This is a genomic window from Plantactinospora sp. ZYX-F-223, from assembly GCF_039649625.1.
Taxonomy (GTDB): domain Bacteria; phylum Actinomycetota; class Actinomycetes; order Mycobacteriales; family Micromonosporaceae; genus Plantactinospora.
In genome coordinates this window covers 52,528-77,871 of the sequence record NZ_JBDJAV010000040.1, presented here as the reverse complement: position 1 = coordinate 77,871, position 25,344 = coordinate 52,528, and the positions used below count along the sequence as shown (strand labels likewise).

14 protein-coding genes are annotated in these 25,344 nt (G+C 74.7%); 12 read left to right on the top strand and 2 right to left on the bottom strand.

Features of this window, described 5'->3' with window-relative positions:
• Positions 1-178: 178 nt before the first annotated feature.
• Positions 179-1,402, top strand: a complete 1,224-nt coding sequence (locus AAH979_RS32205; RefSeq protein ID WP_346261901.1) for an Hsp70 family protein — start codon at positions 179-181, stop codon at positions 1,400-1,402.
• Complete coding sequence (locus AAH979_RS32200) at positions 1,402-5,382, top strand: CHAT domain-containing protein (protein WP_346261900.1); 3,981 nt, start codon at positions 1,402-1,404, stop codon at positions 5,380-5,382. Before AAH979_RS32205 ends, AAH979_RS32200 begins: the two co-directional genes overlap by 1 nt.
• Positions 5,383-5,459: 77 nt before the next feature.
• On the opposite strand, the gene AAH979_RS32195 is transcribed toward AAH979_RS32200, so the two are convergent.
• Both AAH979_RS32195 and AAH979_RS32190 read right to left on the bottom strand, forming a co-directional pair.
• Positions 5,460-7,505 carry a caspase family protein gene (locus tag AAH979_RS32195; protein WP_346261899.1) on the bottom strand — a complete coding sequence of 682 codons (2,046 nt, stop codon included), beginning with the start codon at positions 7,503-7,505 and terminating at the stop codon, positions 5,460-5,462.
• A gap of 10 nt (positions 7,506-7,515) precedes the next feature.
• Entirely contained in the window at positions 7,516-8,826 is a 1,311-nt protein-coding gene (locus AAH979_RS32190) for a hypothetical protein (protein ID WP_346261898.1), read from the bottom strand.
• Between the two features lie 391 nt (positions 8,827-9,217).
• On the opposite strand from AAH979_RS32190, the gene AAH979_RS32185 reads away from it, so the two are divergent.
• The 10 genes from AAH979_RS32185 (at position 9,218) to AAH979_RS32140 (ending at position 25,319) form a co-directional block, all read left to right on the top strand.
• Positions 9,218-12,724, top strand: a complete 3,507-nt coding sequence (locus AAH979_RS32185; protein ID WP_346261897.1) for a CHAT domain-containing protein — start codon at positions 9,218-9,220, stop codon at positions 12,722-12,724.
• Positions 12,725-12,837: 113 nt separating this feature from the next.
• Positions 12,838-13,710: a hypothetical protein gene (locus AAH979_RS32180; protein ID WP_346261896.1), complete on the top strand. Its 873-nt coding sequence runs from the start codon at positions 12,838-12,840 to the stop codon at positions 13,708-13,710.
• Positions 13,707-14,789, top strand: a complete 1,083-nt coding sequence (locus tag AAH979_RS32175; RefSeq protein WP_346261895.1) for a hypothetical protein — start codon at positions 13,707-13,709, stop codon at positions 14,787-14,789. Before AAH979_RS32180 ends, AAH979_RS32175 begins: the two co-directional genes overlap by 4 nt.
• A gap of 69 nt (positions 14,790-14,858) precedes the next feature.
• Entirely contained in the window at positions 14,859-15,569 is a 711-nt protein-coding gene (locus tag AAH979_RS32170; protein WP_346261894.1) for a Crp/Fnr family transcriptional regulator, read from the top strand.
• A 116-nt stretch (positions 15,570-15,685) separates the two neighbouring features.
• The gene (locus AAH979_RS32165) at positions 15,686-16,264 is read left to right on the top strand and encodes a hypothetical protein (protein ID WP_346261893.1); all 579 of its coding nucleotides are present in this window, start codon (positions 15,686-15,688) and stop codon (positions 16,262-16,264) included.
• Positions 16,265-16,581: 317 nt separating this feature from the next.
• Entirely contained in the window at positions 16,582-17,853 is a 1,272-nt protein-coding gene (locus tag AAH979_RS32160) for a tetratricopeptide repeat protein (protein ID WP_346261892.1), read from the top strand.
• A gap of 327 nt (positions 17,854-18,180) precedes the next feature.
• On the top strand, positions 18,181-20,736 hold the full coding sequence (locus AAH979_RS32155) for a fibronectin type III domain-containing protein (protein WP_346261913.1): 2,556 nt from the start codon (positions 18,181-18,183) through the stop codon (positions 20,734-20,736).
• Positions 20,737-20,769: 33 nt separating this feature from the next.
• On the top strand, positions 20,770-21,765 hold the full coding sequence (locus AAH979_RS32150) for a MoxR family ATPase (RefSeq protein WP_346261891.1): 996 nt from the start codon (positions 20,770-20,772) through the stop codon (positions 21,763-21,765).
• A 42-nt stretch (positions 21,766-21,807) separates the two neighbouring features.
• A complete protein-coding gene (locus AAH979_RS32145; protein WP_346261890.1) occupies positions 21,808-22,962 on the top strand; it encodes a DUF58 domain-containing protein in 1,155 nt (384 codons plus the stop codon).
• Between the two features lie 41 nt (positions 22,963-23,003).
• Positions 23,004-25,319, top strand: a complete 2,316-nt coding sequence (locus tag AAH979_RS32140) for a transglutaminaseTgpA domain-containing protein (RefSeq protein WP_346261912.1) — start codon at positions 23,004-23,006, stop codon at positions 25,317-25,319.
• The last annotated feature ends 25 nt before the right edge of the window (positions 25,320-25,344 follow it).

The following is a 25,344-nucleotide window of genomic DNA, read 5'->3' as shown; positions in this document are numbered from 1 at the left end:
GACCGGCTCCGGCACCGCCATTTACGGTTCGGATCGTCACCGTCGGGTCGAAAAGGTTCGCTGGTTTACCCGTGCCGAACAAACCCTTCGGCGGAAGCCGGTAACTCATCCGGACCAGAGGTCGTCGAAGGAGCGCCGCTCCGGTCGGGCGGGCGGTGACGGAAGGCGTGCGTACGAGATGACTCCGCTCGGTATCGACCTGGGCACCACCCGATCCGCGGTGGCCATGGTGGACAGCGGTGGACGGCCGATGGTCCTGCCGAACCCGCTGGGCGAGGAGACCACCCCGTCGGTGGTGTGCTTCGAGTCGCGTCGCTCGGTGTTGGTCGGTGCCGCCGCGCAGGTCGCCGGCCAGTCGACGCCGGACCGGATGGTCGCACTGGTCAAACGGGATCTGGACGGCAACCGGTCACACTGCTTCGACGACGTCGAGTACCCGCCGGAGGCGGTCTGCGCGCTGATCCTCCGTACCCTGGTCCGGGGCGCGGTGCCGGGGCCGTGGTCGGGGCGGAGCGTGCCGGCGGTGGTGACGGTACCGGCCTGTTTCGGTCCTCGGCAGCGCGAGGTGACGCGGCGGTCCTGCCTGCTGGCCGGGGTACGCCCGCTCGCACTGGTCAGCGAGGCCGTCGCCGCCGCACTGCACTACGGCAACGCCACGGGCGTGGGCAGCGGCACCGCCCTGGTGTACGACCTCGGCGGCGGCGTCTTCGACGGCACGGTACTGCGGCTGGGGCGGCGCATCCAGGTGCTGGCCACCGACGGCGACCCCGGACTGGGCGGCGTGGACTGGGACCGCCGGCTGATGGCGTTGCTGCTGGAGCAGTTCGTCGCCCGGGCGGCGCCGGACGACGACCCGGCCGCCGACGAGGTCTTCATGGCCGGGCTGGCGCTGACCGCCGAACGGGCCAAGCGGGCACTGTCCGGCTTCCCGGTCCACCGGGTCCCGATCCGGTACGCCGGGCACAGCGTCACCGTCACGGTGAGCCGGGACGACTTCGAGGCCGCCACCCGGGATCTGGTGGACCGTGCGCTGGTCCTGCTGCGCGGGCTGCTCGGCGTGGCCGCCCGGGCCGGCGTGTCGGACGTCGACCGCTGTCTCCTGGTCGGCGGGGCGAGCCGGATGCCGATGATCGCCGCCGCGCTCTCCGCCGAGTTCGGCTGGCGTCCCCGGTTGTTCGAGCCCGACCTCGGCGTGGCCAAGGGCGCGGCGTTGCACGCACACCGGATGACCCGACTCGATGCCGAGCAGGTGACCGAGGCGGACGCCGCCGAGCCCGGCGCTGGCGGAGGAGGCGACGCCAGGCGCGGGACTCAGCCGGTCCGGGTGGCGGAACCGGTTCGCGCGGCCGGGCCGAGTCCGGGCGGCGGAGGCCCGGCCCGGAATCGGGTCAGGAGGCCATGATGGGCGGGACGAGCACCGACGAACCCGGCCCGGACGCTCCCGCGCCGGATCCCGACCCCGCATCGGAGCTGGCCGAGCTGACCCGGGAACTCGCCGACCTGCGCGCGGAGCTGACCGCCTTCGACACCGACCCGGAGTACCGGACCTACGTGCTGGCCCAACACCGCGCCGGACTCCGCTACGAGGTGGCCCGGGTCTGCTGGCGGCGCTACCTCTCCCTGGCCGATCAGCCGCCCCGCGAACCGGCCGGTCCGGACGGCGGGACGAGCGGGCCGGAATGCGGGGCGGAGGAGGTCGCTGCCGCACTGCGGACGGCGATGGCGGCGCTCCAGGAGGCCAGGGAGGCGCTGCCGAAGGAGTCCGAACTCGCCCTCGACGTGGCCTGGTGGCTGGGTGGTGCCTGGACCGACCGTTACGTCACCGACGCCGATCCGACCGCGCTGAACCAGGTGATCGAGTTGTCCGCCGAGGTGGCCGGCGCGGAGGAATGCGCCCCGGAACTCGTCGGGCCGGCCCGGCACCGGCTCGGCAAGGCCCTGATCGAACGGTACGGGCTGGCCGCCGCCCCGACCGATCTGGACCGGGCGGTCAGCGAGCTGGAGGTGGCCGCCGGACGCGATCCCCGGGACGACCCGGACGCGGTGGTGGACTGGTGGTACGACGCCCGGCTGGCGGCCGGGACGGCCCGGTTCGAGCGCTGGCGGCGGACCCAGCGGCGGGAGGACCTGGACGCCGCCGTCGACCACCTCGACGGGCTGGCGGCCGAGGACTCGCCGGACGACCCCTACCTCTCGGCGGAACTGCTCGACGGCCTGGCCCGGCTGCACCACGACCGGGCGGCACTGCTGCTCGCCGCCGGCGACCGTACGGCGGCAGCCGCCGACGTCGCCGTCGGGCGGCGCTGGGTGTACGTGGCCCTGGACCGGTGCGCCGCCGACGACCCGGCCCGCCCCGGCCTGCTGGCCGCCCGGGCGATGCTCGGCTGGACGCGCTACCGGTACAGCGGGCAGGTCGACGACCTGACCACGGCAGAGACCGAACTGGGCGAGGCGATCGCCGAGCTGGACGCAGCCGCGGCCGAGCGCGAGAACCTCACGACGATCCGGGGCATGCTGGTCGCCGAGCGGCTGACCCGTGGCCTGCCGGCGCGACCCGACGACGGGACGGTACTCGGCGAGGCGTACGCCGGGATGCGGGCGGAGGTCGACCGCACCGCGGCGGCGGAGTCCGGGCCGGACGGAGAGCCGGCCGAGCCGCTCGTCCTGCCACCCCTGCCGGGGCAAAACGCGGCACCACCGTCCCGGGAGGAGTCCCTGCGCCTGCTGGACCGGGCGCTCGACGCCTGGCGCGCCCTTCCGGTCACCGCGCCGGAGCGGGCCCGGTTCGCCAACATGCTGCTCACCGTCCTCCCCACCGGGCAGGACGGCCTCACACAGCACCCCGGCACCGCCGAACTGATCGCCGCCGCGCGGACGGCGTATCCGGACGATCCGCAGTTCCGGCAGCGGATGCTGGTCCTGGACGGCATGCACGGGATGCTCGCCGCCCGGCCGGGCGACCCCGGCCCGCTGGAGGACGCGCTCACCGCGCTCACCGAGGCCCGGCGGACGGCCACCGGCGGCACCGTCAACGACCTCGACATGGTGCTCAGCGGGCTGCGGCAGCTCGGCGCCCAGCTCGGCGACGACCTGGGCGGACTGACCCGGGCGATGGCGGAGCACGCGGAGATCGCCGACCGCGCCGACCTGACCGACCGGCAGCGGGCGCTGCTGCGGTTGCAGGACGCCGCCATCCGGCTGATGCACGGTTTCCAGTTCCGCGACTGGTCCGAGATGGACGCGGCGGCGGCCGAACTCCGCGCCGGGCTGGCCGGTGTGCCGGCGGAAGACGCCCGGCGCAGGGCACTGGAACCGTTGCTGACGCTGACCGACCGGTGGCGCCGCATCGCCACCTCGGAGAGCCCCGATCCACGCCTGCTGGAGGAGGTCGCCGAGCAGATCTCGACGGTGACCGGGACCGACGTCGGTCCGTCCGACCCGACCCTGGACGTCTACGCCATGTTGGCCCGGGCCGGCAGCGCGGCGGCCGGTTACGACGCGGCGGCGCTCGACCGGCAGATCACCCGGTTGCGGGAACGGATCGACCCGATGCCGGCCGGCGACCAGAGCGCGCTGACCCTGCGGGTCCTGCTGGCCGGTCTGTACATGACCAGGCTGGAGGCGTGGCGCAGCTTCGACGACGCCGAACGGGCCATCGAGCTGCTGGAGCGGGTCCGGCCGTACGTGGCGGACCCGGCCCACCCGCTCTGGTCGGCGACCATGTCGTGGCTGAGCCGGGCGTACCGAGCCCGGGACGACCGGGGCCGGGACGACCGGGCGGCCAGCCGGGAGGCCGGGTTGCAGGCGCTGCGCGGGTACGCCTGGCGGACGCTGGTGCAGACCGGTACCGCCGAGGCGGCGCTGGCCGGCCGGGACGCCCTCGACGACGCGACCGAGGTGTTCGGCTGGTGCGTGACGGACCGGGTGCCGGGGCAGGCGGTGCGGGCCCTGGACGCCTGCCGGGGCCTGGTGTTGCAGGCCGCCTCACGCAGCCGGGACGTGCCGGAGCTGCTGGCCGCGGCCGGTCGGTCGGACCTCGCCGCCGAGTGGCGCTCCGGGGCGGCCGGCGGGGTGCCGATCCCGGCCCGGCTGCGCCAGCGGGTGATGCGGGCGCTGCTCGACCACGAGCAGTCGATCGGGGCCGGCGGCCGGATCGAGTTGCTCGATCCCCCGGAGCCGGCGGAGATCGCCAAGGCGCTCCGCTCGGCCGGCGCGGACGCGCTGGTGTACCTGGTGCCGGCGACGGGCGAGCGGGCCCCGGTCGTGGTGGTGGTGCCGGCGCGCGGCGATCCGGAGTTGACGGTGCTGACGATGCTCGGGGCACGGTTCAGCGCCCTGGACGACTACCTCGGCACCCGGCTCGCCGGCCGGCGGACCACGGCCGGTACCCGGGACGCGGGGCCGGCCGACCCGGTCGACGTGACGACGGCCGAGCCGGAGGCCGCCGATGCGCTGCGCCGGCTCTCCGACTGGGCCTGGTACGCGGCGATGGAGGCGGTCCTGCGAAACTGCGCCGACCGGCAGTTCTCCCGGCCGTACCGGCTGGTGCTGGTGCCGATGGGGGCGTTCGGGCTGGTGCCGTGGCACGCCGCCCGGTCACCCGGCGGCCGGTACGTCCTGCAGGACGCGGTGGTCTCGTACGCGGCGTCGGCGCGGATGTTCTGCGGCACCGTGCAACGCGAACCGGTGCCGATCGACACGGCGAGCCTGGTGGTCGGCAACCCGACCGACGACCTCGCGCATGCCGGGGCGGAGGCGACCGCGATCCGGAACAGGTTCTATCCCGCCGCGCCCTACCTGGGCCGGCCCGGCGAGGGCGCGGCGACCGGGCCGGGTACCCCGGACGAGGTGCTGGACTGGCTCGGCTCGGCCCTGACCGCCGACCGGGGCGTACTGCACCTGGCCTGTCACGGTGCCGTGGTGCCGGACGGGCCGGAGCGGTCGTACCTGGTGCTGGCCGGGCCGGGTGGGCGTACGCCGCTGACCGCCGAGCGGATCACCGACGCGGCGCAGCGGTCGGCGGGCGGCTTCCGGCTCGGCACGGTGGTGCTGGCGGCCTGCTCCAGTGCGGTACCCGGACGCGTCTACGACGAGGCGTACTCGCTCGCCACGGTCTTCCTGATGGCCGGTGCCCGCTCGGTGGTCGGCTCGCTCTGGCCGGTCCCCGACGACGCCACCTCGCTGTTGATGTACATGCTGCACCACTATCTGGCGGTGGACCGGCAGGGGCCGGCCCAGGCGCTGCGGCTGGCCCAGCTCTGGATGCTCGACCCGGATCGCCGGGTGCCGCCGGGGATGCCGAGGGCGCTGCGCGAGCGGATGCCGGCGATCGATCCGGAGGACCTGGTCGGCTGGGCCGGCTTCAACCACTTCGGACAGTGAACCTCCCGGCCTCGCCTCGCGGCGGCGTGCCGGCAGGTGGGAGTCGGGCGCCCGCATCCGGCTCCCGGTGGGGAACCTCAGCGGTGACCGTCCACCGGCGCGGGCAGCGGGCCGGGCCGGGTCCGGCCGTCCGGCCGGACCCGGGGACGCGGCGGGTCCTCGGCCGCCGGCACCTCGGTCAGCACCGGCAGGGTGGTCGCCGTCCAGTCGTACGCGGCGGGCGTGTCCGGTACGGCGTCCCGGTGCACCAGTTGCCGGCCCAGCCGGTCGAGGACGCCGAGCAGGGCCGTCGGGGCGCGGGAGTCGGCCGGCCACGGCTCGTGCAGCGGTGGCATCTGGAACGGCCGGGCGGCGAACGCCTCCTCGGCGACCAGCAGCTTCAGCCAGTCCCGGGTGCGCCCGCCGGGTGTCGTCGGCCGTCCGGCCGGCAGGGTGAACCGGATCGGCCGGCCGTCGAGTGCGGCGGCGGTGCCACCGGGGGCGACGAAGCCTCCGGGAAAGAGGTCGGGATGGATCCGGTACCCCTCGGTCAGGTCGAGCAATGCGCAGTAGAGTCGCCGGTCGGTGCCGTTGTGGATCCGGACGAAGGCGGTCGGCGGCCACCAGCGGCCGTCGGCGTACCGGTAGCGGAGCCGGACCGCGCCGTCCCCGCCGGCCGGCAGTCCCGGCCGGTGCAGCGGCACCACCCCGTCCCCGGGACGGGTGGGGACGAGTTCCAGGGTCACCCCGCCGGCCAGCCCGGACAGCGGGTTGGCCAGCGCGCGGACCTGGCGCCAGCGGGCGATGTGCTCCAGCGCCCGGACCGCCCGCTCGACCAGATCGGCACCGACCAGGTCACCGGCGAGCGGTACGCCGTCGTCGTCGCAGATCCGGATCCGGTCCGGCACGGGCAGCACCACCCGCAGTTCCGGCGGCGGCCCGGCGGCCGGATCGACGACCCGCAGGTGCGGGGAGGGCCCGCCGCCCGGGCCGGCCCGGTCCAGTGCGGCGACCAGCCGGGCCGCCGCGGCCCGGTCGGTGTCGTCGACCGCCACCGTGGTCGGCGGCAGCGGGACCGAACTCACCACCACCGGGTACTGCCGCTCCCGGTCCGGCTGCCAGCCCACCGGACGGACGACGCTCCGCTCGGTCAGCACCCGGGTCACCCGGGCCTCCCGGACCGGCAGCACACCGCGCTGCGCGACCCGGAGTGCGCCGTCCGGATCGGTGCCGGGCAGCCCGTGACAGGTCCCGGCGTCCAGCTCCCAGTCGCCCCGGACGAACCGCATCGTCATGCTGGCGCCGACGGTCCGCACCCGGCCACCCAGGAACGGCTGGTCGGCCAGGGTACCGGCCACCGGGAAAAGCTGCGGCACCTGGTGCCCGACCAGGTTCTCCACCTCGCACCGGGCCGCGGTCAGCAGTTCCCGGTACGTCGCCCCCGACCCGAGCCGCCCGGCCACGGTGAGCAGCGCCGCGCTGAACAGGCCGCGCGCCCGGTCGCTGTAGTGCAGGGTCTCGACGGCCTGCTCGTCGTGCCGGCAAGCGGCCAGCGCGACGTGCTCGGCCCGGCCGGCGTAGACGCCGCTGACCGTCCCGTCGGCCTCCCGGGTCACCAACTCCGGCAGCAGCGACTCCAGCGGCGGCGGCTCCTCGACCCGGGGCGCCGCCCGGGTGGCCGCCCCGAACCGGTTCGCCCCGCCGGAGTGGCAGGAGTCCAGCACCAGCACCACGTGCGCGCCGCTCGCCGCCACCTCGTCGGTGAGTACCGCGATCTCCTTGTCGTAGAGGTCGGGTACGCCGTCGTGCCGGCTGTCCACGCAGAGCAGCGTCTGCAACTCGCCGCTCGGTTCCAGATGCCAGACCGACGGCCAGACCGGGGCGTACGACCCGTGGCCGCTGAACCAGAACATCGCGGTGTCGCCCCGGCCGGCCCGGCGCAGGTGCGAGCGGAAGCCGTCGATCACGGCCGCCCGGGTGGCCTCCTCGTCGCAGAGTTGCCGGATCACCGGTTCGGTGCCCGGGTCGACCCGGTGCCGCAGGAACTCCGCCGCCGCGGTCACGTCGTTGCGGCATCCGCCGAGCGGCGTCGCCACCCTCCGGTACCGGTCGATCCCGACCAGCAGCGCGTACAGCGCGGGCATGGCTCCCCTCTCAGCCGGACAGGTCACAGACCCGCAGCCAGCCGCGGGCGACGAAGTTCTTCTCCGGCAACTCGACGGTGATGTCCCGGAAGTCGTCGGCCGGCATCGGGCCGGGCAGCACGACGTCCTGATAGAGGAAGTCGGGGAGCACGACGACAAAACCGGGGCCGGGATGCTCGCGGAGCGCGGCGCGTACCGGTGCCGAGTCGAGCAGCCGGTGCACGGCGATCGCCGCGCTGCCCACCCAGCCGTTGGCGCCCGGCTCGACCAGCCCCCGGTGCAGCGCCACCCGCAGCCGGATGGCGTCGTCGCCGAGTTGCCGGTTCGCCTCGGCCAGTGCCGGCGGCAGCCCGGCCAGGAACCCCGGCACCACCACGGACTCGTCGATCCCGGCCGGCAGTACGGCGAACTGGCCGTCGCCCTGCGGCTGGAGGTCCACCGTGGACTCGTCGACCCCAGCCCGGCGCCGGGCGCTGGCAAGCAGCCGGACCAGGTGCCGCTGGATCCGGGCCGCGGCGGCGTTGCCGCGCCGGCTGTACCCCTCGACGTCGGCGGCGACGCAGAGCCGTACCGCCGCACCGGTCGGTCCGGTGGCGACGATCGGCAGCGGCTCGGTGAACGGCACCGCCTCGCGCAGGTCGCCGGGGAGCGGGTGCCGCCGCCCGCGCAGCGAACGCACCACCTCGACCTGCACCGCGAGCGTGCCGGTCAGCTCCGCCGTGCCGGCCGGCGCCGCGACCAGGGCATGCAGCACGAGGTGGTGCGGCACCGGGTGGTCGCCCTCCGGGTCGTGGTAGGCCCAGCCGAAGCGGTGGCTCTGGGTGCCGGTGGGCCAGGGCCGGGCCTCACCCGAGCGGGGCAGCAGCCGGCCCAGCCAGCCGGGGCGGTCCCGGCCGGCCACCAGTGCCCGGGCGGCCGCGCCGGAGGCCGGGAACATCCCGTCCGGCCCGTACCCGAGGCCGAGGGTGTCGGCGTCCTGGTCGAGCCGGAGAGCGATGACCCGGGGGTCGGCCAGCCGTACCTGGAGCCGGGCACTGCTGTACCGGTGGCCGGGCGGCAGCGCGGCGAGGTCGAACGCGAACAGCACTCCGAAGCAGCGCTCCCCGGTCGCGGCGATCCGCTGCCGCAGCGCCACCGGCAGGTCCCCGGCCGGCACCGGATAGCTGAGCGGACGTCCACAACGGACTGTAGCGGTCGGCTCGGCCGCCGGGTCCGGGCTGCCCCGGCCGTCGGTCGGATGGAGCGTGACCGAGGCGAGCAGGTCTGCCGGACGGATCGGGGCCCGGTCCAGATCCGTCGCGTCCTCCGAGGTGTGGGCCATGGCGTCACTTTCTGGCTCGGGTGGACAGATCCGGTTCGTGCGGCCATCCGGAGATCTCGTGCCGGGGTGGAGAGCGGAGTTCGTGCGGTGCCCAGATCCGGGAATGGGACCGGTCTCGGCACGGACGAGCGTGGCACCGCCGGCACCGGCGATTCAACAATCGAATGGGTACTGCGACGAGCGGCCCGGACCAGTCACTCCAGAGATCGGCGCCATTCCGGGGAATTCAGCCATTGGATGGAACGCACCGGCCGGAATCTGTTGGCCCATCGGTACATTGTGATCGCGGTGTCCGGTGCGGTATACCGAATTCGGCCGGCGCGACGCCGTCCCTTTCCGGCCGTACCCGATCCGGTTCCGATCGCCGGTGACGAATTCCCCGAGGAAACCGATGATCAATACCCCTGGCACCGACGAACGGATCGGCCGGCTCCGGGCCGCGCTGTCGGGCGTCTCCGGCACTGCCCGGATCGGACCGCTGCTCGAGTTGGGTCGGGCGTACGCCGATCGTTACGGGCGGGCGACGCAGCACAACCTGCCGAGCGCCGCCACCGACCTCGACGACTCGGTGGCGGCGCTGCGGGAGGCGTACGGGCTGCTCGCCGAGCGGGACCCGTGGCGGCCGCAGGTCGCCACCGTACTGGCCCGGCTGCTGGGAATGAGGTTCGTCGGCGGCGGAAGGTCCGACGCCGACCGGGACGAGGCGATCGACCTGTTCGTCGAGTCGATGGCCCATCCGGACCTGCCCGCCGCCGACCTGGAGGTGGGCCGGTACTTCTGCGGCACCCTGCTGCAACTGCGGGCGATGCCGCAGGCCGGGATGGTGGGCGGCGCCCGGACAGTCGACATCGGTGACGTCTTCGCCATGGTCACCGCGATGCAGCGCGGCGACAAGGAGTCCCGGCGCCGCGACCTCGACCTCGCGGCCAGCCTGTTCCGGCAACTTGTCGACGCGCCGCCGGTGCAGCCGCAGATCCACCAGATGGGAGCGCTGATGCTCTCCCAGGTCGACCTGATCCGCAGCCTCTCCGGGCTGGGCGGCCCGGCCGCGAGCTTCGACCTCGACGGCATGATGCGGACGCTCCGGCAGGCCATGGACGTCGGTGGCCCCGGCGCCCCGGGCCACGACCAGCTCGCCGCCATGCGGGCCGGGATGTTCACCCAGCGCTTCGGCGACCCGGCCGAGCCGGGCTCGCTGGGCAACGCCATGCAGCAGTTGATCGAGCAGCACTCCGGGGTCCGGATGATGCTGCCGGCCCTGGTGCAGGAGCTCGCCCGGCTCACCGGCGAGGGCGGCGACCCCGGCAGCGCCGGGCACCTGTCCCGGATGTCCCGGCTGCGGGAGCTGGGCGAGGACGGCAGCCTGCCGGAGGCCACCGCCGTACTGCTGGTCGACGCCACCCTGGCGGCGCTGGCCTACCGGCCGGCCGGACCGGCGGACCGGGTCGTCGCGCTGGCCGAGTCGGTGCTGGGCGACGCCGGAGCGGAGCCCTCGGGCCGGAGCGGTGAGCACCTGCTGGCCGCGCTGGCCCTGGCCCTGCGGGGCCACTGGGCCGGACGGCCGGACGACCTCCGCCGCGCCGCCGGCCACCTGCGGGAGTCGGTCACCCGGCTCACCCCCGGCTCCCCGATGGCCCCGGCCGCGCTCGGGCTGCTCGGCGTGCTGGTCGACCACCGGTACGCCCTCGGTGGCCCGGCCCACGCCCGGCTCGACCCCGGACAACTCGTCGAGCTGACCGGCCAGGTGCTGGCGGCGCAGCAGCACGCCACCGGGGCGGACCACCACCGACTGTCGGTGGTACGCGCACTGCGCTGCCTCGGGCGGCTCGCCGAGGCGGTCCGGGACGGCGACCGGGCGGGGCTCGGCACAGCGGTCGACGCCCTGCACGACGCGCTCGGCGCGGTACCGGAGGCGTACCCCTGGCGGAGCCGGCTGGCCGCCGGGCTCGCCCTCGGCCACCTGGTGCGGGCCGGTGCCGACGGCCCGGCCCGCGCCGCCGACCTGCTGGACGCGGCCGTACGCGCGGTGCCCGGTTACCACACCGACCGCCCCGGGCTGGTGGCGTTGGCCGGGCTCGCGGCGCTGCCACCGGCCCGGGCCGGCGACCCGGCCGCCGCCGACCGGGCGGTGGAGCTGCTGACCGGCAGCCTCGATGTCGCCGGGGAACGCCTGCCGATCGGCCGTACCGTGCTGCTCGCCGCGCTCGGCTCCGCGCACCTGACCCGGGCCGTCTCCGGCGCCGCCACGTCCGATCTGGAACTCGCCGTCCGCCACCTCGGGCAGGCGCGGGAGGAGCTGGCCGACCGTCCGGGAAACCTGACCCAGTCGGTGCTGCGCGATCTGGCGGTCGCGTACCGGCGGTGGGCGGAGACGGGGCGCGGCGGCCACGAGCGGGCCACCCGGACCGGGCTGGCCGCGCTGCGGGCCGCCGCCGAGGCACTGCCGACGGAGCCCGGCGCGCAACGGCGGCCGGCCGTGGCCCGGGCCGCGTCGGCGTTCGGGCTGACCGTTGCCGACTGGTGCGCCGCCGACGGGTGGCGGGACGGGGCCGCCGAGGCGGTGGAACTGGTCCGCGCCCTGACCACGCTCGCGGCGACCACGGCCGGCGACGTACCGGACCGGCTGGTCGAGGCCGGGCAGCCGGACCTCGCGGCCGAGTGGCGCCGGGCCGAACCCACCCCGCTGGTGCCGGCCGCCCTGTGCGACCTGTTCGACCTGGCCCCGCCGCCGGCACTGCACCAGCGGGTACACGCCGCGCTCGGCCTCGCGGCAGCTGCGGTACCGACGGTGCCGGAGACCGCCGCCGCGCTCCGGGACGTCGGCGCGGACCTGCTGGCCTACCTGCTCCCCGGCCGGGTGGTCTGGGTCAGCGCCGCCGGCCAGGTCGGCACGCTCTCCCCGCCCGGCCTGGCGGTCCCGCCGGGCGGTCCGGTCGCCCGCTTCCTCGCCGGCACCGATCCCGGGCCGGCGCTGCCCGAGGTCTGCGACTGGGCCTGGCCCGCCGCCATCGGGCCCCTGCTGGAGAGCCTGCCGGAGAGCGTCGGATCGGAGCGTCCGGCTCGGCTGGTGCTGGTGCCGCACGGTCCGCTCGGCCGGGTGCCGTGGCATGCCGCCCGCGAGTCCACCGGGCCGGCGACACACCGGTACGCCGGCGCCACGCTGGTACTCGGCTACGCCAGCTCGGCCGCCGAACTCGTCGCGGCCAGCGGTCGAATCCCGCCGCCGGTGACCCGAGACCCGGTGTTCCTGGTCAACCCGCTCGGCCACGACGGCGCCGCCGCGTACGCCACGCTGGCGGTACGCCGGCTGCTCTACCCGAGGTCGTCCGGGCTCGGCCACACCGGCGACCCGGCCGACCGGCCGGCCACCCCGGAGGGCCTGCGCGAGACCCTCTCCCGGGCCTCCGCCGGCCCGTCGTTGGTGCATCTGGCCTGCCGAGCCGTGCTGGCCGCGCCACCCACCGGCCCGTGGTTCGAGCTGGCCGGCGCCGAGCCCGGGCAGCCACCGGAGGCCCTGCCAGCGGGGCGCCTGCTCCGGCACCCGGCCGGCGGACCGACCGGTGGGCTGGTCACCGCATCCCTGGACGGCACCGATCTGCTCGGCGAGGGCTACGACATCGCGCTGACCCCGGCCACCGCACTGATCGCGAGCGGTGCGGCCGGGGTCGCCGGATCGGGTTGGACCGGTGGGCCGGCCGGGCATCCGGCGCTGCTGGCGATGGTGCACCACTTCCTCGCCGACTGCGGCATGGCACCGGCGGAGGCGGTGCACGCCAGCTACCGCTGGCTGCTCGACCCGGACCGGGTCCCGCCGCCGCACCTGGCCCCGGTGTTGCCCGGCCCGGTCGGCGAGGTCGGTCCCGCCGCCTGGGCCGGCTTCCGCTATCAGGGCCGGTAGCGACCGGCCCCGGTAGACCCTGCCGTCCGACACCCGACGGGCAGACCCCTTACTGGTACGTGATCTGCCCGTCCGTGCCCTGCCACGCTCGGCCCAGCCGAGAGGAGAGTCGGATGCATCTGTCGTCAACCCCGGTGCCGTACGGGCTGGCCGACACGGTGAGCGGGCGCTGGCGCCGGCGGCTGGCCGGTACGGACAGCACCGAACGCGCCCACTGGCGAACCCGGACCGTCTACTACCGCGCCGTCGCCGAACTGCTGGCCGTGCCCCGGACCACCGCGCCGACCTGGCGGGAGATCGTCGCCGCCGTTCGGCCGAAGGGCAGCCGGAGCACGTTCTACGAGGTGACCGGCCGCAAGGCCCGGCACACCCTGGTCGAGGAGGTGCTGCGGGTGGAGACGTCCCCGGCCCATCAGCTCGCCCTCTGCTACCTGCGGGACACCGCCGTGGACCAGCTCGTCGACGAGACCAAGGTGTGGTCGTACTGGCCGTACCGGGAGGGGTGGCTCGACCAGCTCCAGCCCGGTACCGGACGGGCCGCCGCCGAGTCGCTGGTCGCCGTACTGGTCGAGTGGGCCCGGCACAACCCAGGGCTGGCCGGCGCGCTCGGGTACGCGCCACCGCTCTGCGCGGTCGAGGACCTGGTGTCGATCCAGCGGGGCCGGATCAGCCCGAACCGGGCCTTCGCCGTGTTGAGCAGCGCACTGCGCGCCGCCGCCGGACCGCTCGCCGAGGTCGGCGGCGGAGTACTGGCCGTGGTACGCGACGGTCTCGGCACCGTCTCGGGGCGTGCCGCGAGCCCGGACCGGCTGCTGGTCGGGCTGGCCGAGCAGATCTACGGGTTGCGCGAGGAACTGCGTACCCTGCGTCCGGAGCAGTCGGCGCCGGTGCGCGAGCTGGCCACGGCGCTGGTCCGGGACGCGGTGGAACTGCTGGTGGAGGAGGCGGACGACCGGTCCGCCCGGGACCCTCGGCGGCTGCGGTGACCGGCGGCACCGGCCGCGTGCCGGACGGGGACCCGGTGGCCGGGGCGGCCGGGCCGACCGACGCCGAGCTGGTGGCCCGGTTCGAGGCGCGGCTGCACACCGTGTTGCTACACGGCGCCGACCCGACCAGGCTCGCCGTGCTGCACCGGGCCGCGACGGAGCAGCTCGGCGAGTCGGCCGAGCTGACGCTGCGGGCCGAGTGCGCCCTGGAACGGGCGTCGAGTCCCGGCCGACCGGTCCTGGACTCCCTCGCCGCCTGGCTGGACCTGCGGGAACGTGCCGGGGCGGCGCTACCGGAACACCACCGGACGCTGCTCGCGATCCGCCGAGAGTACGTGCACGCGCTGCGCCGGCGGGGCGAACCCGGCGACCTCGACCTGGTGGTGCAGCTCCGGCGGGACGAGGTCGAGCTGCGCCGCCGGCGGCCGGTCGGCGCGCACCAGTTCGGCGTCGCGGTCGCCGACCACGCCGCAGCACTGCTCGATCGGGCCCGGTACGGCGCCTTCGACCCGCACCTGAAGCGGCACGAACCGGCGGCGGACCTGGCCGAGGCGCACCGGCTGATCCGGGCCGAAATCGAGCGGCGCGGCTCCGGTTACGGCGCCGGGCACGAGGTGACCTGGCAGGCCCGGCTGGTCCTCGCCGAGGTGCTGTGCGCCCGGCTGCGGCTGGCGGCCGGTGATTCCGACCCCGCCCGCGCCCGGCCGGCGCTGGACGAGGCGGACGCGATCCGCCGGTACGACTGGTGGCGGCACGGCCGGCACGGCCGCGCGGCACTGCGGGCCCAACTCGTCCGGGCCGAGGTGCTCACCGCGCTCGGCCGGGCCCGACCGGCAGAACGGGAGGCGCGGCTCGCCGCCGTGCTGGCCCGCCGGTACCCGGACCTCGACCTCGGCCGCCCGCTGCTGGTGCTCGCCCGGGCGCAGGCGTACCGGGACCCGGCGGGCGCGCTGCGGACGGCCCGGGCGGCGCTGCGGGAACGGCGGCTGCGCTACCTGCCGGCGACGCACCGGGTGGTGGAGGCGGAACGGCAGGTGCAGTCGTTGTCCCGGTCGGCGGGCGGCGCGCACCCGGGGTGACGTGGTGCACCCGTCGGGTACTATCCGGCGGGTAATCCTCGTCGCGTCGATCGATCCGTTGGGGCGCACATGTCCGGTGTCGCGCAGCCACGAGCCCAGACCCTGGCACCCGGCAGTTTCCTGCACCGGCTCTCCCCCGCCGACCGCGACGAACTGCTGGCCCTCGGGGTGCCCCGGGAGTTTCCGGCCGGCCGGCGGCTGATCCGCGAGGGTGCCGACGACACGCACGTCGAACTGCTCCGCCGGGGCTTCGTCAAGGTGACCACGGCGGTGCAGGGCTTCGAGACCCTGCTCGCGATCCGGATGCCCGGCGACATCCTCGGCGAGACCGCGGCACTGACCGGCCGGCCGCGTACCGCCACGGTCACCACCTGCGGGCGGGTGGTGTCGAACGTCGTCTCCCGGGCCGCGTTCGAGCGCTTCCTCGGACGGCATCCCGGTGCGGCCCTGCACATGGGAGCGATCATGGGCGAGCGGTTGCGTTGGGCCAACCAGCGCCGGGCGGACTTCACCGCGTACCCGGCCGACGTGCGGGTGGCCCGGATGCTCGCCGAGATCGCCACCACCTGCGGGCAGCCGGTCGACCGGGGCATCCTGGTCGGCGTCGCGCTCAGCCAGCCCGAGCTGGCCTCGATGGTCGGGGTCGCGGACGTGACCCTGCAGAAGGCCCTCCGTGCGCTGCGCCGCCGCGACCTGGTCCGGACCGGCTACCGGCGGCTGCTCGTGCTCGACCTCGACCTGCTCCGGCTGGTCGGCGAGGGCAGCGCGGTAGCCTCCTGACCGGGCGGCGCAGTGTCGCCCCGCTGTGCCACACTCCGAGGCTGCGCCTGCACAGCAGGTGGCGATCATGCCGGCCGCACCACGCCGGACACCCCCATAGAAAAAGGAATCTGCCCATGCAGCTCGATGTGCTCCAGTCCCAACGCCAGTTCCACGTCCGGCAGCGGGTCCGGTTCATGGTCAACCAGTACGAGGTACACGCGGTCAACCCGGACGGTTCCGAGGGCGAACTGCTGGCCTTCGCGCAGCAGAAGCGGCTCGCCTTCAAGGAGCAGGTGACGCTCTACGCGGACGACACCAAGCAGCAGCCGGTACTCGGCTTCAAGGCCCGTCAGGTGATGGACCTCGGCGCGACGTACGACGTGACCGACGCCGCCGGTACCCCCATCGGCCTGTTCCGCAAGGACTTCAAGGCGTCGCTGCTCCGCTCCACCTGGCACGTCGAGCAGCCGGGCCTCGGGCAGGCCACCGGCCAGGAGCGCAGCCTGCCGGTCGCACTGCTGCGCCGGTTCATCGACTCGCTGTCCTGGCTGCCGTACCACTTCGACTTCACCATCGGCGGCCAGCCCGCGTTCTCGGTGGTGAAGAAGTGGGGCCTGCGCGACCGGTACGTGATCGAGGTCCACCTGCCGCAGCTCGACCGCCGGCTGGTCATCGCGATGGCCGTCGGCCTGGACGCCCTGCAGAGCCGCTGACCCGGCGAGGCGACCGGAGTGGACTGCGGGTGGGGCCGGCGCGGACGCACCGGCCCCACCCGGTCCGGACCACGGCCTGATCTGGCGGATGCGGGCTACGGCCTGCTCCGGTACGCCCTGAGCGGCGTCTGCCGCACCGACGCCGAAGGGTGGGAACCGGATGGCGTGAAACTTCGACCCCGACCGATCGACAGCCGAGTCGGACCTGGTCAGCGGCCTACCGGTGGCAGTGCGGAGTCTGGTGAGGCGTCGGAGCGGCGCGGCGGAACAGTGCCCCGGCTGGCGCGGCACCCCGTCCAGGGGGCAGCATGACGGGCGTGTCTCAGCCTCCACAACTTGCCGCCGTACAGGGCCGGGCCCGGGCGCTCCGCGACGGCGGTGACGATCCGGGCGCCCGACGTCTGCTCGCACAGGCACTCGACGCGGCTCGGCCCGCGTACGGCAAGGACCATCCGGAGGTGCTCGCCACCGTCGGGATACTGGCACGGTGGCACCGGGAGGCCGACGATCCGGCGGCGGCCCGGCGGCTGCTCGAAGAGGCGCTGGTCGACGGGCAGCGTCGGTGGGGCGAGGCCGATCCGTTGATGCTGTCGCTCAGCTTCGAACTGGGCGCCGTCGCCGAGGAGTTGGGCAACCGGCACGAGGCGCGCCGGAACTTCGGCCGGGTCGCCTCGCTCGGGCCGGGAGTGCTCGGCGACGACCACTGGCAGGTCCGGGCGGCCCGGGACTACCTCGGCGAGGCACCGGGCGGCAGCGCCCCGGAACCGGTCGCGCCGGCACCCGCCGCGCCGCTCTCGGCACCGCCCGCGCCACTGTCCGCCCCGCCCGCACCGCTGTCGGCGCCACCCGCACCCCCGCCACCGGTCTCGGCGCCAACCGCCACGCCGCCACTGTCCGCACCGCCGACCCGACCGGCCGGCGGTGGCCTGTTCCAGTCGGCCGCCACCTCCCCGGCGTACCTGCCGGGCACCGAACCGGCGTCGGGGCGGCCGGCCGAACCACAGCCCTCGTCGTACGCCCCGAGCCCCGCCGAGCAGGCGCCGTCGACGTACCCGCCGTACTCGGCGCAGTCGGTCGCGCAGCTCGAGTCGTACCCGGTGATCACCCCGACCCCCAGCCCCACCCCGCCGGCTCCGGCCCCCGAGCCGAATCGTGGCCGTGGCTCCACGGTGGCCGCCGCGGTCGCCGCCGCCGCGGCGGTGGTCGCCGCGATCGTGGTGGTGGTCGCGGTGGTGGTGGACAAGAGCGGCTCGCCGGAGCAGGGACCGACCGACGAGCGCGGCGAGCCGGTCGTCGCCGGTGAACCGCCGACCGACGTGAAGCTGATCGACGAGGGCACCGCTATCACCGTCAGTTGGACCGACCCGAGCGGCGGGACCGTGCCGTTCGTCGTCGCGGGTGCCCGTGCCGGCCAGCAGACCAAGCCGATGACTACGCTCAGTGCCGGCGAGACCACATACAAGGTGAACGCGCTGAACCCCAAGCTCGATTACTGCTTCTCGGTGCTCGCCGTCTATTCGACCAACGAATTCGCTCCGTCGGATCTCGCCTGCACGAAGCGGGACGGCGCCGGGGCGACGCCACGCTGATCACGATTCGACAACCGTTTCCACCGCACTGACCTGCGGAGACGACGGCGGAGGACCGGGCTTATCCACAATTCGCGCCGCGTCCGTCCACAACGGCACGTTCCGGGTACCCGCGAGCAAAGCCCGGGCCCTATGATGGCACGCGGTTTCGGGAAAGATTCGCTGACGACGGCGGTCAGACACGACCGCCCACGGGTGGGGAGGCGGCCGGCTGTGGTCACCACAGACAACGGCTTGACAGGCAGTGACGGCACCGGCGGGGTCGACCCCGCCGGAGTAGCGCCGGGCGCGCCCCCGGCCCGCCGCCGCTCCCGGCTCCGGGGCGGACTGGTCACCATCGCCACCGTGGCGGCGCTGGCCGCCGCGATGGGGCTGACCGTGCTCGGCCTCGGCGCCGCCGACAACGCCGTGGCCAGCTACGATGCCAGTTCCTGGCTGTGGAGCATGACCAAGAGCGAGGTGGCCCGGGTCAACGGGGTCACCGGCCGGGTCGACACCCGCGTGCAGGTCCCGCAGGGTCGCAACCACCAGATGCAGGTCGCGCAGACCGACCGGCTGCTGATCCTGCGCGACCTGAACACCGGCCAGGTCAGCTCGCTGGACCTGGCCACGCTGCAGATCATCGCGACCACCAAGACCACTGCCGGGCTCGGGGTCAACGTGGCCCTGCACGAGGACGCGGCGTTCGTCGTCGACGCGGTGCAGGGCATCGTGCGCCAGCTCGACCCCCGGTCGCTGACCCCGGTCGGCGAGCAGATCCACTATCCGCCGGGCATCACCGGCGGCCAGTTCGACGGCACCGGGCGGCTCTGGGTCGCCGTACCCAGCGAGGGGACCGTCTCCGCCATCACCGCCGCCAAGCTCCCGGAGTCCGACAGCGGTGGCGCGGGCGGCAGCGTCAGCCCGGAGCAGGTCTTCAACGACGCGGTCGCCGACCCGAGCCACGACCTGGCCCTCTCCACTCTCGACGACGGCGTGGCGGTGCTGGACCGGACCACCAACACGCTGACCACGCTGCGCGGCAAGGAGAAGCGGCCGGTCAAGCTGCCGCTCACCGGCCCGGGCGAGATGTCGCCCCGGACCACCGGCCTCCGGGTGCCGGTGACCGTGCCGGACGACCGCAACATCGTGGTGGCCGACAACGGCGCCGTCGGGCAGCAGTTCAAGGTGCCCGGCGGCGGCACCCAGCTCAGCCCCGCCGTCGCCTGGGCGGACCGGTTCTACTGCGCCGACAAGGACACCGGCACCGTCTACTCGTTCGACCCCACCGGAAAGCTGCTGGAGAAGATCGAGATTCCGGGCGCCAACGGCCCACTGGAGCTGGAGGTTCGGGAGAACCACCTCTTCATCAACGCCCCGAACTCCGCCGTCGCCCGGGTCATCGACGACAAGCACCAGGTCAAGGAGGTCAACAAGTACGCCAACGACGTCCTCGGTGGTGACCCGCCGCCGAACCCGCCGCCGCCTCCGCCGCCGCCGAAGCCGGTGATCAGCAAGCCGAGCGCGCCGAAGTCGGTGACCGCCGCCGCCGGCAACGCCCAGGCCCGGGTGAACTGGCGACCCGCCGCGGCCAACGGTGCGGCCATCACCCGTTATGTCGTGCAGGGCGCCGGCCGGACCTTCGAGGTGGGCGCCAACCAGCGCTCGCTGGAGGTGACCGGCCTGACCAACGGCGAGACCTACCAGTTCTCGGTGCACGCGGTGAACGCCAAGGGCGCCGGTCCGGCGAAGAAGAGCAACCCGGTGGTGCCCACCTCCGAGGTGCCGGATCCGCCGGCCAGCGTCACCGCCGAGGAGCGGCCGGACGGCACCGTACTGGTCAAGTGGCCGGCCGCCAACGGCCAGGGCTACAAAATCAACAAGTACGCCGTGACCGCCATCTCGGCCGGCGCCAACGCCCCGGTCGGCGAGTCGACCAAGACCGAGCTGGTGATCCCGGCCGGCGAACTCGACTACGGCAACCAGTACGCCTTCACCGTCGTCTCGATAAACGAGAAGGGCGCCGGCTCGGCCGCGTCGCCGGCCAGCAACAGCGTGGTCCCGTTCACCACCCCGGCGAAGCCGGTCAACCTCAGGGCAAAGACGGTCGCCGGCTCGCGCGGCACCGTCTCGATGACCTGGAGCCCGCCCGCCGACAACGGCCGGCCGATCACGAAATACCGGGTCGAGGCGGGCGGCAAGACCAGCGAGGTGACCGACACCCAGGCCACCGTGGGAGGGCTGGGCGACGGTCAGCCGGTCACCGTCCGGGTGCAGGCGATCAACGAGGCCGGTCCCGGCGCCGTCGCCACCGACACCGCCAGCACGGTCGCGAAACCCCGGGTCACTATCACCGACACCAGCGCGGACGCCACCTCAGTCACGGTCAACTTCACCGTGATCGACGGCGGCGGCACGGCGAAGTGTTCGGTGACCCCGGCCGGACGGGCCACGGTCAACGGCGGCTGCTCCAACATCCGGGTCACCGGGCTGACCCCGGGCACCAACTACAGCTTCACCGTGACCGTGACCAACGCGGCCGGCGACGGCACCGACAAGGTCAGCAAGGCCACCCCTTCCGTCTTCGGCATCGCCACCTGCAAGAACGGCACCTCCGGTGCGGAGGCGACCTACTGCAACGGGAACGGGGAGGGCCGCGATGGAATCGAGATCTTCTCGGTACCCCGACAGGACAACAACAAGCAGGTCGGCCGAGCAAAGCCGAGTAGCCGGTTGCAGGCGTACTGCAAGGTTCAGGGGACGGAGATCTACGCCTACATCTACAACAACCACAAGCGCAGCACCTGGTGGGTTCAGGTGAACTTCTCGGGCCGCAACTACATCCCGTTCGCCTGGCTCAATCTGGAGGGTGGGGACAACATCAACATCCTGCCGAACTGCTGACCGCACGCACCACCAGTCAGGAGCACCACGACCGTGAACAACCACGAGCCGCTTACCCCGCACCATGTGCAGGGCTTCGCCAACCTGGCCGCCCGGGTCGCCGACAACATCAACTCGGTGGTGCTGGGTAAGCCGCACGTGGTCCGGCTGGCGCTCACCGCGCTCTTCGCCCAGGGGCACGTCCTGCTGGAGGACGTGCCCGGGGTGGGCAAGACCACCCTGGCCCGGGCGATCGCGGCGACCGTGCACGGCCAGTGGCGGCGCATCCAGTTCACCCCGGACCTGCTCCCCGCCGACGTCTCCGGGGTGACCATCTTCAACCAGGCCAGCCGGGGTTTCGAGTTCCACCCCGGCCCGGTCTTCGCCAACATCGTCATCGCGGACGAGATCAACCGGGCCTCCCCGAAGACCCAGTCGGCGCTGCTGGAGGTGATGGAGGAGCGCAACGTCACGGTGGACGGGGTCCGGCATCCGGTACCCCGGCCGTTCCTGGTGGTCGCCACCCAGAACCCGGTCGAGATGGACGGCACCTACCGGCTGCCCGAGGCGCAGCTCGACCGGTTCCTGGTGAAGCTCTCCGTCGGCTATCCCGACGAGGCGGTCGAGATCGAGGTGCTCCGGGGCGCACCGATGCGCTCGCCGGAGGCGCTGGAGCCGGTCACCGACACCGCCACCGTCGGCGAGATGGTCCGGATGGCCCAGCGGGTGCACATCGCCGACCCGCTCTACGCGTACGCGGTCAGGCTGGCCGCGGCGACCCGCAACCACCCGCAGGTCCGGGTCGGGGTCAGCCCCCGGGGCGTGATCGCGCTGACCCGGGCGGCCTGCGCGTACGCCCTGATCGACGGGCGCGGCTGGATCCTCCCCGAAGACCTCAAGACGCTCGCCGAGCCGGTCTTCGCACACCGGATCCTGCTCTCCCCCGACGCCCAGGTCCGGGGGGTCACCGCGACCGACGTGCTCTACGAGGCGGTCGCGTCGGTGCCGGTGCCACTGCCCTCGGGGCAGCTGGCCTCGGCGGGCACCTGACGTGCGGCACCTGACCCGCCCGTCCCGGACGACCCCGGCGTCATGACGATCACCTCGCGCGGCATCGGTCTGCTCGTCGGTGCCGCCGTCCTCCTCGTCGCCGGTTTCCGGTTCGGCTACCCCGAACTCGCCCTGCTCGGCACCACCGCCGCCATCGCGGTGGCCTGCGCTGTCGGCAACGCCGCCTGGCGGCCCCGGCTCGACGTCACCCGGGTCGCCGATCCCGACCGGGTGGGCCGGGGCGAGCCGGCCACCATGACCCTGACGGTGCGCAACAGCGCCCGGCTCCGCTCGGCCAATCTGATCGCCGAGGACCGCTGCGGCACCCACCCGGTGCCGGTGCCGCTGCTCCGGCTGCGTCCCGGCCGGGACACCACGGTCAGCTATCCGGTCCCCACCATCCGGCGCGGCGTGATCGACGTCGGCCCGCTGCGGGTCACCGGACGGGACGCGCTCGGGCTGATCACCGTGGCCCGCTCGCACGGCCAGACCGCGCAGGTCTGGGTGCATCCCCGGATCCATCCGCTGGCCGCGGTGCCGGCCGGGGTCGCCCGGAGCATGGACGGACGGATCGACAAGGTACCGCAGGGATCGATCACCTTCGACTCACTCCGGGAGTACGTCGTCGGCGACGAACTGCGCCGGGTGCACTGGCGGAGCAGCGCCAAGGTCGGCGAGCTGATGGTCAAGGAGCAGTTGGACACCAGCCTGCCCCGGATCGTCGTACTGCTGGACAACCGGGCTGGTGCCCATCCGGGACGGGTCGACGGGATCGCCGAGACGTTCGAGTCGGCCTGCGAGGCGGCCGCCTCGGTGGTGGTCGCCGCCCGCCGGGAGGACCTGCCGGTGACGTTGCTGCTGGTCGCCGACTCCGACGGGGCCGGGGAGTTCCTGGACCGGCTCGCCGCCGCCGACCTGGTGCCCGGGGCGCAGGGCACCGAGGGCGACCCGCTGCGCACCACGACGCTGCGACTGCGGCAGGAACGGCTCGGTGACACCCTGGTCTTCCTCACCGGGCCGGGCGCCGCCGCCGACCTCGGCTACGTCGGCGCGCTCCGCCCCGGGTACCCGTCGGTGGTGGCCGGGGTATTCGGAGCCGGCGGGCAGATCCCGGCAGGCAGCGCCGGACTGGTCGTGATCGACGCGGCAGACGGTGCGGAGTTCGCGGCCGAGTGGGACGGAGTCCGCCGGTGGTGAGATTCCTCCGTACGCTGCCGGTGCCGCTGGCCCTGGTGGCGATGATCGGCATGGCCGGCGCCGTACTCGGCGGGGTGTACGCCGACCCGCTGCTCGGCCAGCTCGTCCTCGGTGCGGCGGTCGGCTCGGTCGGGGTGAGCCTGGCCGCCCGGCGACTGCCGTCCTGGCTGGTCGCCCCGCTCTCGGTGCTGGCCCTGCTCGGCTACACCACCGCCGCGCTCTGGTTCACCGCGCGCCGGGCCGACCTGCCCGGGTCGCTCGGCGACATCACGGCGGACGCCGCCCGCAACGGCATTCCCCGGCTGCTCACCGCGCTGATCCCGGTCGAGCCGATGCCGGACACCGTGATCGTGCCGCTGGTCGCGGCCTGGCTGGCCGGGCTGGCCGGTGCCGAGGTCGGCGTCCGGGCCGACCGGGTGCTGCTCGGCCTGACCGCCCCCGCCGCCCTGTACGCGGGCGCGCTCTACGTGGTCGGCCCGAACGCCGATTCGACGCCCTGGCTGACGGTCGCGTTCGCCGCCGCCGGTGCGCTGGCGCTGGCCGCCGGTGGACGGCCGGCCCGCCCGGAGCGCGGCGGCGGCCCCGACCCGGGCGGCGACCTGGCTCCCGGAGTCCGGGCCGCGCTGCGGGCCCGCACCCTCGCCAGCACCGCGTTGGGCCTGGTCGTGGTACTCGGGATCGCCGCCCTGGTGGCGCCCGTGGTGGCCCGGCAGGTCGGCACCACCCCGGTCGACCCGCGCCGCTACGTCCAACCGCCCCAGGTGGACAGCCTCGACGAGAATCCGCTGATCCGGATCTCCGGCTGGGCGCTGAACCCGGACCAGAAGCTGCTCGACGTGGCGACCGTCGGGGCGGATGGGCCGCAACCGCCCGGCACCGCCGCGCCGAGCCCGACCGGTGACGGCGAGGAGCCGGCCGTCGAGGAGGACGGCCCGCCGCCCGGCCAGCGGATCCGGCTCGCCGTGCTCGGCGACTACGACGGGGTGACCTGGCGGGTCGGCGCGACGTACCGGAACGCGGGCCGGGTGCTGCCCCAGCCGGAGTCGCTGCCGGACGCCCGGGTGAAGCAGGTGGTGCAGCAGATCACCATCGACAGCCTGACCGGTCGGCTGCTGCCGGCGGTACCCACCCCGCGCGAGGTGACCGGCGCCCGGGTGGCGTACGACCAGGACAGCGGGACGCTGATCCGGCCGGAGGGACTGACGACCGGATTGACCTACTCGGTCACCTCCCGACAGGAGAGTCCCGACTACAGCCTGCTGCCCTCGGCGAACGTGCCGGCCGGCGACGAGGTGGCCCGGTTCCTCAGGGTCGAGCCCGGCGCGCCGGAGCAGATGCAGCAGCTCGCCGCGCAGCTCGCCGAGGAGAACGGCGCGCCGTACGCCCGGGCCGACGCGATCGAGACGTTCCTCGCCGAGCACTACCGGGTGGTCGCCGACGCGCCCAGCGGGCACGCCTATCCCAACCTCAACTTCTTCCTCTTCGGCCCGGTCAACGGTGGCGGGCAGCGGGGCACGTCGGAGCAGTTCGCCGCCGCGTTCGCCGTACTCGGCCGGATGACCGGGCTGCCCACCAGGGTGGTGGTCGGCTTCCAGTCGCCGACCGGCACCGGACCGGTACGCGGCGCGGACGCCCTCGCCTGGCCGGAGGTGCTCTTCGACGGCCTCGGCTGGGTGGCGTTCGACCCGCTGCCGAAGCCGAACACCCGCCCCAAGCCGGTCGAGCAGGACTTCAAGCCCGAGCCGGAGGATCCCACCCCGCCGCCGGACGAGGCGACGCAGAGCCCGGCGGCCACGCCGAGCGGTACCCCGGATCCGCAGGCGGCCCCGGGCCGGGGTGGCGGCCTCGGCACTCCCGTCCTGGTCGGCGGCGGTACCGGCGGTCTGCTGCTCCTGCTCGCCGGGCTGGCCACCCTGGTCGTCGGCCTGCGCCGGTCCCAGCGTCGCCGCCGGCTCGCCGAGGGGCCGCCGGCGCAGCGGATCGCCGGAGCCTGGCGGGAGGTGACCGACGCGTTGCGCCTGGCCGGCAGACCCGTGCCGGATCACCTGGCCGCCACCGAGGTCGCCGAGCACGCCCGGTCCACGCTGCACGGTGTGGCGGAGCGGGAGCCGGACGGCGGCGGCGGACCGGAACAGCCGGGCCAGCGCGGCGCACTCCGCCCGGCGACACCGCCGGTCGACGACCTGGCCGCGCTGGTCAACCTGGCCGCGTTCGCGCCCGGCAACGCCACCGACGACCAGGCCCGGCGGGCCGGCGAGCTGGCGGTGGCGTACGCGGCGGAACTCCGCGCCGACCGGCCGTGGTGGCGTCGGGTGCTCTGGTCGCTGCACCCCGGCCCACTCCGCTGGCGGCGCTGACCAGCCCTCCGGGTCGGGCCAGCCC